General features: G+C 38.9%; 14 protein-coding genes and 1 pseudogene. 2 read left to right on the top strand and 13 right to left on the bottom strand.

Translation table 11 applies throughout. The features are described 5' to 3' along the window. Positions 1 to 728, bottom strand: a 728-nt coding sequence (locus ON01_RS06385) for an IS4 family transposase (RefSeq protein ID WP_010530183.1), incomplete at its 3' end; no start/stop codon positions are given. 515 nt (positions 729 to 1,243) lie between these two features. Here ON01_RS06385 and ON01_RS06380 point away from each other — a divergent pair. After that, positions 1,244 to 2,293: a 2,3-butanediol dehydrogenase gene (locus ON01_RS06380; RefSeq protein WP_010530182.1), complete on the top strand. Its 1,050-nt coding sequence runs from the start codon at positions 1,244 to 1,246 to the stop codon at positions 2,291 to 2,293. A 210-nt stretch (positions 2,294 to 2,503) separates the two neighbouring features. Here the strand turns inward: ON01_RS06380 and ON01_RS06375 are convergent, their stop codons facing one another. From ON01_RS06375 to dcuS, 12 genes and pseudogenes are all read right to left on the bottom strand, one after another. Then, positions 2,504 to 2,860 carry a hypothetical protein gene (locus ON01_RS06375; RefSeq protein WP_010530181.1) on the bottom strand — a complete coding sequence of 119 codons (357 nt, stop codon included), beginning with the start codon at positions 2,858 to 2,860 and terminating at the stop codon, positions 2,504 to 2,506. A gap of 74 nt (positions 2,861 to 2,934) precedes the next feature. Further along, a pseudogene (locus tag ON01_RS06370) lies at positions 2,935 to 3,375 on the bottom strand (GNAT family N-acetyltransferase). A 352-nt stretch (positions 3,376 to 3,727) separates the two neighbouring features. Further along, positions 3,728 to 4,120 (bottom strand): retropepsin-like aspartic protease family protein, encoded by a 393-nt coding sequence (locus tag ON01_RS06365; protein ID WP_010530180.1) that lies wholly within the window; start codon positions 4,118 to 4,120, stop codon positions 3,728 to 3,730. Next, positions 4,120 to 4,365 (bottom strand): hypothetical protein, encoded by a 246-nt coding sequence (locus ON01_RS06360; protein WP_010530179.1) that lies wholly within the window; start codon positions 4,363 to 4,365, stop codon positions 4,120 to 4,122. The genes ON01_RS06365 and ON01_RS06360 overlap by 1 nt, the downstream gene beginning before the upstream one ends. 479 nt (positions 4,366 to 4,844) lie before the next feature. Beyond that, entirely contained in the window at positions 4,845 to 7,160 is a 2,316-nt protein-coding gene (locus ON01_RS06355; protein ID WP_010530178.1) for a TOTE conflict system archaeo-eukaryotic primase domain-containing protein, read from the bottom strand. Between the two features lie 310 nt (positions 7,161 to 7,470). Continuing rightward, positions 7,471 to 7,851 carry a hypothetical protein gene (locus ON01_RS06350; protein WP_010530177.1) on the bottom strand — a complete coding sequence of 127 codons (381 nt, stop codon included), beginning with the start codon at positions 7,849 to 7,851 and terminating at the stop codon, positions 7,471 to 7,473. A 210-nt stretch (positions 7,852 to 8,061) separates the two neighbouring features. Then, positions 8,062 to 8,361 (bottom strand): hypothetical protein, encoded by a 300-nt coding sequence (locus ON01_RS06345; protein ID WP_010530176.1) that lies wholly within the window; start codon positions 8,359 to 8,361, stop codon positions 8,062 to 8,064. Between the two features lie 1,214 nt (positions 8,362 to 9,575). Next, positions 9,576 to 9,698 (bottom strand): hypothetical protein, encoded by a 123-nt coding sequence (locus tag ON01_RS20040; RefSeq protein ID WP_280990979.1) that lies wholly within the window; start codon positions 9,696 to 9,698, stop codon positions 9,576 to 9,578. Positions 9,699 to 9,994: 296 nt separating this feature from the next. Then, entirely contained in the window at positions 9,995 to 10,873 is an 879-nt protein-coding gene (locus ON01_RS06340) for an NAD(P)-dependent oxidoreductase (RefSeq protein ID WP_010530175.1), read from the bottom strand. Between the two features lie 214 nt (positions 10,874 to 11,087). Further along, a complete protein-coding gene (locus ON01_RS06335) occupies positions 11,088 to 12,752 on the bottom strand; it encodes an SLC13 family permease (RefSeq protein WP_010530174.1) in 1,665 nt (554 codons plus the stop codon). A gap of 128 nt (positions 12,753 to 12,880) precedes the next feature. Beyond that, a complete protein-coding gene (locus ON01_RS06330; RefSeq protein WP_010530173.1) occupies positions 12,881 to 13,606 on the bottom strand; it encodes a response regulator in 726 nt (241 codons plus the stop codon). After that, a complete protein-coding gene (gene dcuS / locus ON01_RS06325) occupies positions 13,603 to 15,210 on the bottom strand; it encodes a DcuS/MalK family sensor histidine kinase (protein ID WP_010530172.1) in 1,608 nt (535 codons plus the stop codon). Before dcuS ends, ON01_RS06330 begins: the two co-directional genes overlap by 4 nt. A gap of 199 nt (positions 15,211 to 15,409) precedes the next feature. Here dcuS and ON01_RS06320 point away from each other — a divergent pair, with 199 nt between their 5' ends. Continuing rightward, a complete protein-coding gene (locus ON01_RS06320; RefSeq protein ID WP_010530171.1) occupies positions 15,410 to 15,949 on the top strand; it encodes a hypothetical protein in 540 nt (179 codons plus the stop codon). Positions 15,950 to 15,982: the final 33 nt, after the last annotated feature.

Raw genomic sequence — 15,982 nt, 5'->3', positions numbered from 1 at the left:
ACAGCTACCATTTGATCCGTAACGATCGTGGAATCCTGTTCCACCTCAAAGGCCTTGATCGTCCGTGTAATCGAGTTTTTCTTCAACCGGGAGACGAAGAAATAACCGTCGTCCGTCATGCGGTCAAAACGCTCATAATCTATGTAACCACGATCAAATACGTAGGTTGCTTCCTTGTCATCCACCAACACTTCTAATTGGTTACGATCGTGTTCGTTGGCCGTCGTGATGTTGGCGTATTCCGGATAGGAAGAACCATTTTCCATGAATACCAACCGCAAGTGCAGTTTGACGCCGCCTTTCGTTTTACGAAAGGTAGCCCATGGGTGATTCGTCAGGTTTAATGGTATTGTGCTCGAATCAATGATTTTCACGGGCATAACTGTTCGACCTGGTTGAGAATGACGTATCTGATCAACTAATTGATAAAAGATGGCTGCCAACAAATTGGGATCCACAGTACGATGTTTTCGTGACAATTGGGAAACACTAATTGAACCCAGTCCCAATTCCTGTTGAACGTCGTCATCAAAAAGTGTATCACTCATCGCATGTAAGCTTTCCACCTCTTCCAGGTGGGACAGTAATAACAATTTGATGTACGAATAAGTCGTAAACTTTTTCGTATAGCGATCTTGCCCGGTTTGCATAATTTGTTCTGTAAGTTTTTCAATATTAATGGGTGCAACCCATTTACCAAATGATGATAATAGTGTATGATTGTCCATATTCTGAGTTCCTTTATATTGGATTTGGACAACAACCACCAATTCCATTATAAAGGATTTTTTTATACCCAGAAACCTATATTTTGGATAATTAACAAGATTATCAATTTTCTTTTATTATTTATGCAACGCTAGTGATCCAATGTATAGATAAATATACACCTACCATAAGCATTACTGAGCCGACAAAAAACATTATTATGCCTATTTTCATATCCACACCTCAGTTTAAGAGCCTTACTCTAAAAAAGACTGATGAGATAATAAAGAAAGCAATACTTGATGTCTATGTGTGAATTCTTCAACTATCCCTGCCCTATTGCTTAAAACCAATTGTCACAAAATCAGTAACCCAATTCTATTGAGACTTCTATCTTATTCAAGGTAGGCGCCCTATCGTATTATTGAAATCGTTACTCATGTTCACATCCAGTTACTGACCAAGGCAAGTTATAATAATCGGTAAGTGTGGAACATTATATCGAGAGAATTTTAAAATTAGGAGATGTTCTCATATGAAAGCAGCAGTTTGGTACGGAAAAAAAGATATTCGCGTTGAAGAAAGAGATATAAAAAACGTAAGAGAGAATGAAGTAAAGGTCCGCGTTGCTTGGGCAGGCATTTGTGGAAGTGATCTTCACGAATATACAGGTGGCCCCCATACCATTCCCAGTAATGAACCTGATCCCGTGACTGGTCAAACTGCCCCCTTAACGATGGGACATGAATTTGCTGGTGTTATTGAGGAAATTGGGAATAACGTTGAACGTTTCCAAAAAGGTGACCGCGTCGTCATCAACCCCACCCTTACACATGGTAAGAAACCGGAAGAATATGATGCATATGATGGGTTTAATTTTATTGGTCTTGGTACAGACGGAGGATTTGCAAAGTTTGCTGTGGTTCCAGAGGCGCAAGTATATGCTCTTCCCGAACCGCTGTCATTGGAAGAAGGGGCGCTGCTTGAGCCGACAGCTGTTGCTGTCCAAGCAGTGAAAGACGCGGAACTTCAATTTGGTCAAACGGTTGCGGTTTTTGGTGCCGGTCCAATTGGACTGTTGACCATTATTGCAGCCAAAGCGGCAGGTGCACGCAAAATTATTGCCTTTGATTTGTCGGCGGCACGCTTAAACAAAGCGAAAAGCATCGGAGCTACCTATGTTGTTAATTCAGGTGAGCAGGACCCTGTCGAGGCGATCAATGAACTGATACCTGGTGGTGCTGATGTGACACTTGAAGTAGCTGGCGTCGAAGCTACCTTTAAACAAGCACTACAAACTACAAAACCGCTCGGCAGAGTTGTTATCGTCTCAATTTTTGGGGAACCAATTGCCTTTAACCCATTTGACTTGACAACATCAGGTGTGAGTCTCTCGGCGTCTCTTGCCTACCGTCCGACGACATTTCAGACCACTATTGACCTCATGGCGGAAGGCATGTTGGATCCGAAAGAAATAATTACGGACCGCATTGCACTTGATCGTATCATTGAAGATGGATTTGAAGCATTAGCCAGTGACAAATCCCAAGCGAAAATTTTGGTGAAATTGAGTGGTGAACAATAGTTAAAGAATTGAAAAACCTTGCATTTGATGGCTGTTATATCAGGATTCCTATAAATATAAGCACTGGAAAACTTCTTGATGAAGAGCAAATTAAAAAAGCGAGGACAAAAGCGCAAAAGCTGCCCGCTTCTTTTTTAAAGAAAAGAAAGTATAACATTTTGGTCTAGTTACTATGGGCGCTTCCTTATTAGGGAAAAGCGCCCAATCGTATTACGGAACAATGATATTTGAAGTTATTCCAAAAATTACCGAACATACTATTATAAATATTGTTTGTATGCAAATAAGTGCTTTTACTACGTCACAACCCATTGTATTTGCCATATTTTTTGCGGCTTTTAAATTGATTGGCACGAAGTATAAAGAAAACAGAAATCCTCCCGAAAGTAAAATACTTATATAAACCAGCAATGGCTTAGTGGTTATATTTTCCACTAAGCCCCCAATGATAAAGAAAGGAACCCCAGCCCATATAAAAAAGGTTGGAATTAACAAAATCAATGCCATTATTACTAACATAAAGTTCTTTTTGAGCGACTTTAAATAACTGTGATAGTAAATATTCATCGTTGAAACCCCTTGATATTTAATTCTTCTAAATGCGCCTTCTTATTCAAGGAAAGCGCCCTATTGCGGAATTATTATGAACCCAATGGTTTCTTAAACACATAACTCACCTTGTCATAACCCATTCTTTTTTCATAAAAACGGTGAGCATCTATACGTTTTAATCCTGATGATAAAACGACACTTTCATAGTCATTTTCTTTTGCCCATTTATGTACATAAGAAAGGAGTCGTTCACCATATCCGTTTGAACGTTGACTGCTATCAGTAACTAAATCACACACCCAAACAAAACGCCCATAATATAGAGTTATCATAGGTTTAAACCCAGTAACTGCAACAATTTCTTATTGATCGTACAAAGCAAATAACCTGTACATATCCTTTTCTTTAGCTTCTGTCACCAAATCAAGATAAGTAGCTTCATCAGAATGAGTACGTAGTTGATTCATAATCGGAAATGCTTCAAGGATTTCCTTCTGAGATTGAAGTTCATTTACAGTTAATGTATTCATTGCCAAACTTTAATTATTACAACTCATTGTCCTATTCGATATTCCATTGTTGGATTCCTTCATTCCTCAAAGGACCAGTTCAAAAGGAGTTAACCTTATTCAGTTACAGCGCCCGATCGTATAGCTGAAGACTTGATTTCAAGATAACATCAGAAAACTGTTTGTTTGAAAGCAGCTATAAAATCCCTTCAAAATCAATTAATAAAATCCTTAATGAAGGTGCGAGACTTTTAGACGATCGTCAGCGGCCATTTCCGGAATATCAAAACAATGATAATCTATCGCTTCCCTCTCTTAAGATTACCGTTGATTCCAATCAACACAAAAAAGAGGATTAGTACAATACGGTAGGCTAATCCTCTTTTCCTCGCGTCAAAGGTTGCAGTTCTAAATTGTCTAAATCAATGACAAAATTATATTCCTTTAAAATATCTAATCCGAGCAATGCGTTATGTCCTTGAGGCAACATTCCTACATCTACTTGGACGTCTTTTATAATAAATGTGTCAATCTGCAATTCATTCATGTTTTTTGTATAAAATGGAACACTGCCACCAATCCCATATGCCTCATAAATCGCATCACCATTTTCATACCTTACTCCAATCGATTCTAAAATATCTGGTGAAATAACAGTATGGGATGATCCGGTATCCACAACGACATCGTCTATTTTTAGTGCATTGCCACGGAATGTGACAGTTAAACTGGTCGTAATAAGTTGTCCATCATAAAACAGATTCATTAAATCCTTCTCACTTTCATTAAAGGATCTTTACGTATATGGATAACAAAATTTTCATTTCCTGTATGATAAACCATCGTTCCCTCTTTTGCATTAAAAAACTCTTTATTTGCATCTTTATCTTCGACGGTTCGAATTGGGGCCACTTCATCAACTATCTTCTTATCACCCTCATAATGATAATCCAAAATGGAAACCAGAAGAAGTTGATTAGGAAATAATTCACGAGCTTCCTTCCATTTCATTTTGCATCCCTCCTTATCTACATTATAAATTAGAATAAAGCATTATCAAATACAAATGACAAAGCGCAAATGACCTCTAAATTATTCCGCGAAAGCGCCCGTTGAAATAATCGTATCACCAATATAATGAAAAAACATAAATCCTTTGCAGGAGCGCAAAGCTTATTCCGTGAAAGCGCCCGATTGATGAGCAATTTTTATATAAAAAATACTCCAATCAATAAACTGATGGCAAAAAGGATAAATGCTAGCTGTATCATGATGTACATAATCAATTCAAGTGGCCCAAGTTTTCTTTGTCTTTTAGTTTTTTCTAAATGCCTTAGATAGAAACCAGAACTTAAAATAAGCAAAACGCTAGCTACGACTATCAGCGCCTCACAGTTATTGCAAAAACGTCCCTGTTAGTTGAATACAAAAGGGCTATGAATATGAAATTCATGTGTTTTAAATATTCGTTCAGACCATAATTTTGTCTATCAAAATAACTTCATCTGCTGCCCACTACTATTTTCTTCATCGCTGCCTTGAACGCTGTAACCCATCGACTTATATCCCTGCATGCGCTTTTCATACATGGTCTTCAACTCGGGAACCTGATAATCAACATAACCATACACTTTTACAACATTCTTATTCGTATGAACGCGGTGCAATCTACCGACATATTGCTGGAGCGTTCCTTTCCAGGCAATTGGCATAGCAAGGAATAGGGTGTCCAATCTAGCATTGTCAAATCCTTCTCCTATATATTTACCGGTGGCAATAATAAGCCGCTCTTCATTATCTGAAAGGCTTTTCATAAGCTTTAAACGATCTTTCTCTTCCTGCTTACTCAGTTTACCTGTTAATACGATTATATTCTTAGCAAATCCTTTAAAGGCCTTTTCCAATTCATGTACATGTTCAATTCGCTCTGTCAAAATAATTGGATATGCATTATTCTCAAGTTCTTTTAATACATCATTGAATATCATTTTGTTCCGTTGTTCACTAATAGCCAAATTTGCATAAACCTTCTGGATGTTGTCGCCGTTATTTTTGAAACTTGTAAACCGTGGAATAAGCACATGGTCAAACGGATGGAGTTTTGACTGACTTTTGGCGGTAACCTTATAACGGATTTCCCCGCATTGCATAGCAACTATCTTATACAGACCGTCTTTTCTAGTTGGTGTTGCAGTTAGTCCATGAACGTAGGAAGCCTCTACTTCCCTTAATACTTTCTCAAAGCTCACCGCTGAAATGTGGTGGCATTCATCAACAATTACCTGTCCATAGCCTTTGACTTTTTCGCGCACATCTTCTGATCTGCTTAAAGTCTGAACCATAGCAATATCCACTTTACCTGTTGATTTCTTTTTACCCCCACCGATTTGACCTACCTGGTTTCCATCCAAATTAAAAAAGGCCTGCAAACTTTCTTTCCACTGAGTAAGCAGCTGCTTAGTGTGCACGATGATTAACGTGTTGATGTTTCTCTCCGCAATCAGCGCTGCCGCCACAACAGTTTTACCAAAACCAGTTGCTGCTGATAGGACACCACAACTATTTACTTTCATAGCGTGGATCGCTTCGTTTTGTTTTGGCAGAAGACTCCCATGAAAATGGATATTGATACTGCTGCCTTTGATGGTTTGATCATCGATGTAGAAGTTGATTTCGTTCCTGACTAAAATGGCTTTTATATCTGCTAGACAGCCACGCGGGATAACCACCGAATCCTCCGTCTCATAACTACAGTCAATTTTTCTGGGAATCCTGTGCGTAGACAGTCTTTTGGATTGAGCTTTAAAAAATTCAGGGTTATTGATGACCGCAAGCTTGATTAACTCGTGCAAAATATTTGAAGGTAGCTTATTTTTGGGAATATGTATGCCGTTTTTTCTTATGATGGTTATTTCAGAGGGTATTTTCACATAATACGGTGTCTGTTTACTTTTCACGGTGTAACTGTTGGAATGGTTGTACTTTCTCAGAATTGATTCAACAGTATCTTTGCTGATTTTTTTTACAGACGCCAGATACGCCCATTGATCAGCATATGGTTCAAATTTTTCATTAACAAATACACTATAGCCCTTCTTCCGGGGAAGTTGCTGTAAAGGTAGTGCAATCAGGTTTCCAAATCCGCCTTTTGGCATTGTATCCTGATTGGGAAAAAACCGGTCAAACGAATCAACACCTGTCTCGTACCGTTTTTCCAGGGTCCGGTTCATAAGAAGACTCCCTAATTTACGAGCAGTTTTCGCTGACATTTTATCACTGAAGAAAATCCAGATATGGCAACCATTTCCGGATTTAGAAATTTCCATGCTTGCAGGTGCACCTACATCCTTACAAACCCCCATGAACGTGAGTGCGTCCTTTTGCCAGTCCTTTTTATCAAAGTCAACTGCCAAAAACCAGCACGTTTCATCTTTTAACAGAGGATAGATGCCAATAGTTCTATTGCCACGCAAGTGATTCTCAATGACATTGTCCGTTAGCGGCAATAACTCCCGTTCTTTATATTTCTTATTGGGTTCATATTTACGGGAAGGCGCATAGTTGGATTCCCCATTTGATCTCCAATGAACCGCATATACATCTGTCCGCCCTTTAAACAGACTTCTGAAAATAGCGATGCGCTTCTGTAAAATTTCAGTTCTCGTAATGCGTTGGCCATGTTTGACTTGATTGTTAAAGACAGGAATTTGATGCTTTGCCAGCAAATCTTTCAGTTTTTGATTTTCATCTTTTAGCCGGGTGATTTCCTTTAATGCAATTTGCAATTTTTGCTCCAAATCGTTCATGATTTATCCCTCATCATGCAGTTTGATGTCAATTTTTAAATATTGCGCTATGCCAAACAAACCGTGTAACTTCATCATATTGCTTATGAAACTTATTTCTATTGTAAAATGATGATGTCAATCTGTCTATTAGAGGTATTGTTGTAAGCTTTGAACGTGCGGGTAAAACATTAATGACATCAATCTCGCAATCATTTTCGTAAACTGCATAAAAAATTAGATAATTTAACATTCGATGACGACTTTTTCCGTATTTAAGGCAACGGAAACCTACTAATCCTAAAATGCCAGTAAGAGTCCAATTGTTCCCCTAACCTATGATTAAACTGCATAAACAACTTAATGCAATGGCTAATGCCCCATATTTAGCTCGCCATTTTTCTAATTTTAGTGAACCGTCATTATTAATTATCTTTTCTACCAGTCTGTTAAATAAAAGATTAATACCAGTAATTACAATTACAGTGATAAAAATGAAAACAACCCAACCTATCCATGCATAGGGAATTTTCCCCGCAATCCAATTGCCGCCATAATAAATCAAAGACGCTGCTATCCCTACTGAAACCACAAATGATAAAACAATACCAATCATTTTACTGATTTTGAGCATTTTCAGTTTGTTCTTGTTTTTAAGGAGAACATAAACAGTAGCGGCAAGAAGCAAAACTATGAAAAACAACTCAGACATATAAATCCCCCCTACTCAATAAATATCTACATCGATACGGTCATTCCTTATTTAATAGTTATCTAAATCTACATAATCAGCACAATACTCCATAATATGGGTCAATGATTCAAGAAAGAGCGCAAATCTTATTCGTTTCTCGCGCCCGTTCGTATTATATGGTCAGCCAGTCATTGAACTGGTTGACCTATTGTGGTAAACTATCAAGGTTTACTCTCCTAAACCTTTTAACCATTCGCGTAATCTTGCTTTGGGATAGTATACCTTATCATTTATAAGAACGTATGGTATGTCAGGATATTCCTGAATTAATGTTTTTGCATCTTCTTTCGATATCCCCATAAAATAATGGACATTTTTTTCCTTTATCAATTCGTGTTCATCATCATCGTTAAAGAATTCACTAAGACTATCTTCTGCATTTGGATTTTTAAAGTTTTTAAGACCATCACCTATAAAGTACCCTGCAGCAGCAATACCTAAGGCTAACAAGGTTAAACTAAAATCCATATAGATATCCCCCTTCGAATATAATATTTTTATTCCATAAAACGGCCCCTAAGCGCACGATTGTTTAATTGTTTTTGTGACTCTGCTTAATGGACTTAAATACTTGTATCCAACTAGGAATTATCAACAAAATTGTTAAAATACAAGCCAATCCTGTAATTAGCATCTCTGATAATACTGACTTCTCAGGAAAAATATATACATCGAGGATCAATAAAGACAAAAGCATTATGAAACAAATGACAAAACTACGGCTTATACTATTTAGCCTTAAATTATCTATCTGCATAAAAACCCCTTTTCATTCCTTTTAAGCCTTTAATTAAGCAGCAGTCTGACCCTAGAAAGCTATAGTAACACATTTTTTATTCCGTGAAAGCGCCTAATTATGGAAGGCTGTGAAAGTTCCAAATCAATATTCTACATTTGCTTTATGATTTTAATTAATCGCATTAATGCCCAAGTTACCATTCCAAGACTTATACCTAAAACTACCAGGATGGCTAATACGGCTACAAAAGTCTCCATCATTAACTCCCTCTTTTCATAATTCTACAATCTAGCTAAAGGCAGAAGTTGATTCTTATTCGATCAGTGCGCCCGTTCGTATTGCTTAAGACAGTCACAATAAAAAAATAACCACTAAAATGGTACTCTTCATTGTTCATTCACTTCTAAATTCCCCTTTGCTTTTCTCTGATTTTTCGATAGAATAGAATACAAGCATGGTACTGTTGTGAGGGTGGGGACCACTCACTGGCCCTCTGGACACCAAAATCATTTTTTGATTTCTGGTGAAAGGAGGGATGTGTTATGAACACAGTTGTTTCAATTTTTATCATTGTCTTTGCGGGCGGCACATTTCTAGTTGCCTTACTGCAGTTTATACGACAAATGGTGAAAGATTTAAACGACAGAAAGTGAACCCCCACCCGTGACCGACAAATCACTTAAGGGTGAGGGTTCTTTTCTGCTTTACCTAATTAGGTAGTCCAGAGGGGATTCCCTGCCTGAACTTCTTTACCATGCACCGGGGATGTTCACAGCATTCCCGGTTATTTTATTTATACTACTTTCTAAATTAGATTATACACAGTTTCACTTATTTTGTCTAACTTTACTTAGTCTTTTCCCAAAACCAAAAATCTTAAACCTTTTCTCCCTCCTCTTTCCTAATTTTGTTATTCCAGATAAGCGCCCGTTTAAGGAACAAATTAAATTATCCCAGTTCCGAATAAAATTCCTATAGTCATACCTATACCAGCAATAAGAATCAGATTTTGGTTTGATAAGGGAAACTCTTTCGACTTCATTTCTTTGATATTATTTTGTTGCATTAAAAGTCACTCCTATTATCGTAATACGCAGTTTTAAACTTATGGTTATTTTAATTTTAACATATAATTATTCCACAATCTGGCCCTTATCGTTGTACAAAGTTTGAAACCTAAGATGTTTAACGTAAGACCATTTTGTTATGTCTTTTGATTTATTTTAACATAATCACTTTGAAATACTGATATATCAATAAAATTAGCATACTAAATCCTATGTGATTTGTATGCTAATTATCGTTTTATTTGCTTTTTTCTGCACTGTAAGTGAACTACTTTTTGTCTCCCTGGCTCCTATTTTAATTTCCTTCAAAAAGTTTAATCAACGCCTGTGTTCCGCTGTCACTTTCACCTTTTTCCGCAAGCTCCTTATATAATTTAAGTGAAAGCTCCAGCCCTGGTGTCGAAAGCCCCATTTCTTGTGCAGAATCCAGTGCAATCGTCATATCCTTAATAAAATGCTTCACATAGAATCCCGGTTCATAATCGCCCGCAAGCATGCGCGGTGCCAATTTTGATAATGAGAAACTGCCAGCGGCGCCCGTTGAAATGCTGTCGAGGACCCGGGATGGGTTCAACCCAGCTTTTTTGGCATATACAATCGCTTCACAAACCCCAATCATATTCGTAGCAATAGCTATTTGGTTTACCATTTTAGTATGTTGACCCGCACCGGCATCACCCTGCAAAATTATATTTTCACCCATAATTTTAAACAAAGGCAGAACTTCATCAAATACTTCCTGGTCACCACCGACCATAATCGCAAGTGCACCGTTTCTTGCTCCAACATCGCCGCCGGATACAGGAGCATCCAATGCATAAATATTCCTTTTCTTCGCTTTACGGGCTATTTCTATAGCTTGGTCTGGCTTGGAGGTTGTCATATCAATGACATATGTGCCATTTTCAGCATTTTCGATAATACCATCCCCTCCAAAGTAAACATTCTCCACATCTGACGGATAGCCTACCATTGTGATAATAACTTCAGAGTCTTTCGCTAATTCCGCAATCGTTTCCTTCCAGACAGCACCATTTTCCAGCAACTCGTGTGCTTTTTCTTTTGTTCGAGTGAACACGTTAATGGGATATCCGTCCTTTTGGAGATTCCGAGCCATACTTTTCCCCATAACTCCAGTACCGATAAGTCCAATAGTAGATCCCTTTGAAAGCATTTATGATTCCTCCCTGGCCATTATTTAAGGCTTCATTTTTCCACCTATAAGTCCTTCTTATAATTCCCCGACATCAAAATTCAAACTATTTATTTCGATATACCCTTCCAAGTTCACTCGCAAACTATTTCTGCCCATAAGCATACCTAATTGATTGTCGCGATGCTTTAGTTGATCTTTTGTTAAACCAAAACTCTTTTGTCTTAGGCTCTTCCTATTGAAACTGAGCCGGAATTTCGAATAAGTCAATCCCCCATACGACGGGCAGATAAAAGTATACTGCCAATACGGCCATGATAAGAGCCATGATATTAAGCCAAAATCCGTTTTTAACCATTTCCGTTATTTTCAGCTTTCCTGTACCGTAAATAATCGCGTTCGGCGGCGTTCCGACAGGGAGCATGAATGCACAATTTGCTGCCATTGCACATGGAACCATCAATGCATATGGATGAACATTTAGCGCCAGGGCAAGTGCTGCGACCACTGGGATAATCATAGTTCCTGTTGCTGTATTTGACGTGATTTCAGTCAGGAACAGAATGACTCCCGATGCAACAAACATAATAATAAGAAGGTTCATTCCTTCAAGTGCCGCCAATTGATTTCCTATCCAGTCGGAAAGGCCTGTTTCTGTAAATCCTGCAGCAATCGCCAGACCGCCTCCGAATAGAAGTAAAATACCCCAAGGAATATGTTTGGAATCTTTCCACTCCATTATTTTGCTTCCCTCTTCCTGTTTTGCAGGAATCAGGAACAGCAAAATTGTAGCTGTCATCGCGATTATACCATCACTGATCCCGGGAACATGAACAATATTTTCCCAAATAAATGTGCGGGTAATCCACATAAATGCTGCGAAAACAAACACTGCTGCAACGGCCTTTTCTTCATAAGAGATTCGCCCAAGCAACCTTCTTTCCTGTTTGATCTGTTCCTTCCCTCCCGGAAGTTCGCTAAAGTTTACCCGATAAACGACTTTGGTAAGGTAAAGCCATAATGCTGGAATCAAAATTATCACAACCGGCACACCAACCATCATCCATCCTGCAAAGGAGATTTCGGTATCAAACATTTCCCCCACTGTAGCTGCCAGAATACTCAGGGGAGGCGTTCCAATCAATGTTCCAAGACCACCAATGGTTGCAGCATATCCTATGCCAAAAATAACCGATTTTTCAAACTTCGGTAATTCTTTCGCATACTTGCCTTTTTCCAGCGAACCTGCTGCCTGATGTACAATGGCCAATCCCATTGGCACCAGCATCATCGTGGCTGCTGTATTAGAAACCCACATGGACAGAAAAGCAGTAGCTATCATGAATCCTAAAACAATCCGCTGCGGGCTCGTACCGATCACAGAAATTATCGCTAATGCAATTCGTTTATGTAGATTCCACTTTTCCATTGCTGTTGCAATAAAAAATCCACCCAAAAATAAGAAAATAATATCGTTTCCATAAGATGAAACAACTGCATCTCCATCCACTGCTCCGGTAATCGGCAACAAAATAATGGGAAATAGTGACGTAACCGCAATTGGAATAGGCTCCGTTATCCACCATGTTGCAACCCACAATGTTACAGCAAGAACAGCTCTCGCCTCAGGGTTTAACCCCTCCGGCTGAAAGAATAGTAGTGTTAATAAAAATAACAATGGCCCGAGGATCAGCCCCACTTTTTGAGCAGGTTTATAAGCGGGCTTTTTATTGTTGCCGCCTGATCCCCCACCTGATGTGGAAGAACGACTTTCCTCGCGGTATGCTGAAGCGTTTGTCTTTGTCTCATTCTTAACTTTTGAAATAGTTAAGAACCCTTTGGTATCCTCATGGGACTGCCAGAGCCTCTCCCATAAAGCTGCTATACCAACTTGTGCCATATTTCATTCACCCCTTCGATAAATAATGCTAGCGCTTACATTTAATATTAATCTATTACATGTCAGCTGTGTACCTTTCGAAACTATTCCAACCCTTTTGTAACTAAAAAAAGAACATGGCGAAAGGGCTATTTTTTTTCCTCCGCCATGAAAGCATAAATCATATGAATACGCTCCGGTCTTAGCATATAGTAATGTAAGGGGCGGCCTGTCTCTTGGTACGCGACATCCACCTTCAGTACATCTTGTCCCACCAGGTACTTTAAATATTTACTTATGGATACACGGGATATCCCAGTTTTATCAGCGATTTCTGCAGTCGAAAATGGACAACCTTCCCAATTGACAATCTGTCTTGCAATCCGGGAAAATGTTGGTGCGGTAAGCCCTTTCGGGAGATCTGGTGCACTTAAGGCTGACAGGTTTTTATTCAAAAGGAACGCATCCAGATCCTCCTGCCGGACATCCTGCTCATTTTTCATGCGTTCAAACTTTTCCCTGTATTTCATTAGGGCATCTTTAAAACGTTCAAAATCAAATGGCTTAATCAAGTAATCAAACGCTCCATAGCTTAGAGCCCTTTGTATCGATGTACGGTCATTTGCTGCCGTAATCGCAATAACATCAACATTTATACCGGCATTTCTTATCTCGGCAAGCCAATCAAGTCCATTGCTGTTAGCCATATAAATATCTAAGAGGATAAGATCCACCGTATTGTCATTTAAAAAATGCCACCCTGTTGAAATATCATGAACCACACCGATAGTTCTGAATCCTGGCACTTCTTCAATATATATCCGATTGAATTTCGCCACCATTGGATCATCTTCCACAATTAATACATTGATCATACACTGTCACCTTCATAAGGAATAATTACATCAAAGACGGTCCCCTCTCCTTTTTCAGAGGAAACCTCAAGTGTTCCCCCCAGTTTACCTAGGGCTTCTTCTGTCAGAAATAATCCGTATCCCCGGTTACTTCCTTTAGTAGAAAGGCCTTTTTCAAAAATAACTTCCCTTTCGGACGGCTTTAATCCTGGGCCATTATCCTGAATCGTAAAGTGAAATTGCCCGTTAATATGATTGATTGTAATAAAAACACGCTTATCTGCTTGATTTGCTAAAGCCTCGATCGCATTATCACTCAAATTCCCAATCATGGTTATGATTGCTTCCATTTTTTTCGTGTTTTTTAATACCGGCAGTTGCCTATCTCCATTCACTTTAACATCTACTCCGTTTTCCCTGAATTGGCTCAGTTTGTTATGTAAATACCCCGCCAATACCGGGTCTTTCACAAGACGGGAAACGGCGCCTATCTCGTTCTGGTAATTAACCGTAATATAATCAATATACTCCTGCAGTTCCTTGTAGGATTCAACATGAACCATCGCAGAGATAACATGTAACCTGTTCATAAATTCATGAGTCTGTGCCCGCAATGTGTCTGCATACGTTCTGGCATCCGTTAATTGTTCTGCCAAAGCGGTTAATTCCGACCTGTCCCGAAACGTTGCTATTGTTCCTGCTGTCTGACCATTGACCACAACTGGCTTGGTGTTTACAACGATATCAATACCGTTAAATTGTTGCTCCTGATCATATTCGATGTTCTGATCCAGTAATACCTTTTTTAGATCAGAAGGCGGCAGGTAAGATGCCACCTGCTGGCCAACTGGATTTTCCGGAAGCCCGGCACTAAGGAACAGCTCCATGGCAGCATCGTTGGCAACGGCAATTTCACCCTGTTCATTAATGGCAATAATACCTTCCCTTACTGAAGCAAACATGGCGTCTCGTTCCTGCAGTATTTGGGCAATTTCCTTAGGTTCAAGCCCATACAGTGTACGCTTTATGCGCCTTGTTAAAAGGACAGCCCCGATCACCCCAACCACCAGACCGGCAGCAGTCCCTACATAGACGATAATCTGACTGCCAAATACAGTATCTTCTACATTATTCATTAATATCCCGACGGCAACGACACCCACTTGTTCACCTTCATTCCATACCGGAATAAATGCACGCATGGATTTTCCAAGTGTCCCTTCAGCTATGGATGTATAAGACTCCCCTTGGAAAGCCCGATCCTCATCATTGCCGACAAAATATTGACCGATTCTTTCTTCAACAGGATGCGAGCGTCGAATATGATGATTATCCATAACTACAATAAAATCCACGCCCGTATCCTCCTGAACTGCTTCCGTATAGGATTGTATGTCACCTGAATTTTTCGGATCTGCTAATTCCTCGATAACAAGCTGAGACCTGCTAACTGCACTTGCGATGTTCATCGCTTTTTCTCGTTGATTTTCCCTTGTCCTATCTGCTGTCTCAGTTGCAATAAGATAACCTGTCACAGCTAATGCAACACTTAGAACTGCAACGATTAGCAACAGCATCCACGTCTGCAGTCGCACCGGTCTTCGGTTTCGAAAAAAATTTCTCATTAGATTTACCTCATAAAACACTTCATCTATCCGCTCAACTATTTACTTATTTTATCGCAATACCCTGCTTTACAAAAGGATGTTGAAAAACGTCGATAATTGTAAAACGATTCATACAGGAGTTTTATTTACTTTATCGAAACTAATAGTATAGGGTATCTGTTCCATTAAGAACAATAATTAAGGACGGTGAATCATAATGTTTAGACAAAATCTATTAAAATGGATGCCACAAATAAAAGGGATATCACATAATGAGCAAAGTGTGTATGAAGGAAAGCTTTCCAAGGTAATGAAAGAATTAAAAATTGAAAACTACGATTTTAATTGGGACCGCACCGGTTGTTTTATTGAATTTCACTATCTGGGTAATTCCTACAAGTTGGAACACTCTGTTGAAAAGGCTAAAAAAAAGGGACTTATGTTAGAAAATGGATTGGATTGTCTAAGGGAGTTGACCCAATCCCTTGAAGAACTGTCTGGAATCATAAAAAGAGGGACTTATGATTTCGAGACATGGATAGCAGGCATGAAACAGTCATCTTCTGAGCAGGAGATACCCGAATTCCAAGAAGAATTTCAAATAAGATATAAGTCATTAGGACAGCAGAATCTCTCTGATTATAATAAAGAAGAATATATACCTTTTGCTACTGAATCATCTCTGGAAGACACTCGACAAAACCCCCAAAATCATATTATCCGACGACGTCAGCGCAACCAAGGACCTCTAATTTAAAAGTTAAAATAAGATTATTATAGCTTGGGCAGC

This window comes from Lentibacillus jeotgali (assembly GCF_000224785.1).
In the GTDB taxonomy this organism is placed as follows: Bacteria; Bacillota; Bacilli; order Bacillales; family Amphibacillaceae; genus Lentibacillus; species Lentibacillus jeotgali.
This window is presented reverse-complemented; position numbering and strand designations above follow the sequence as displayed.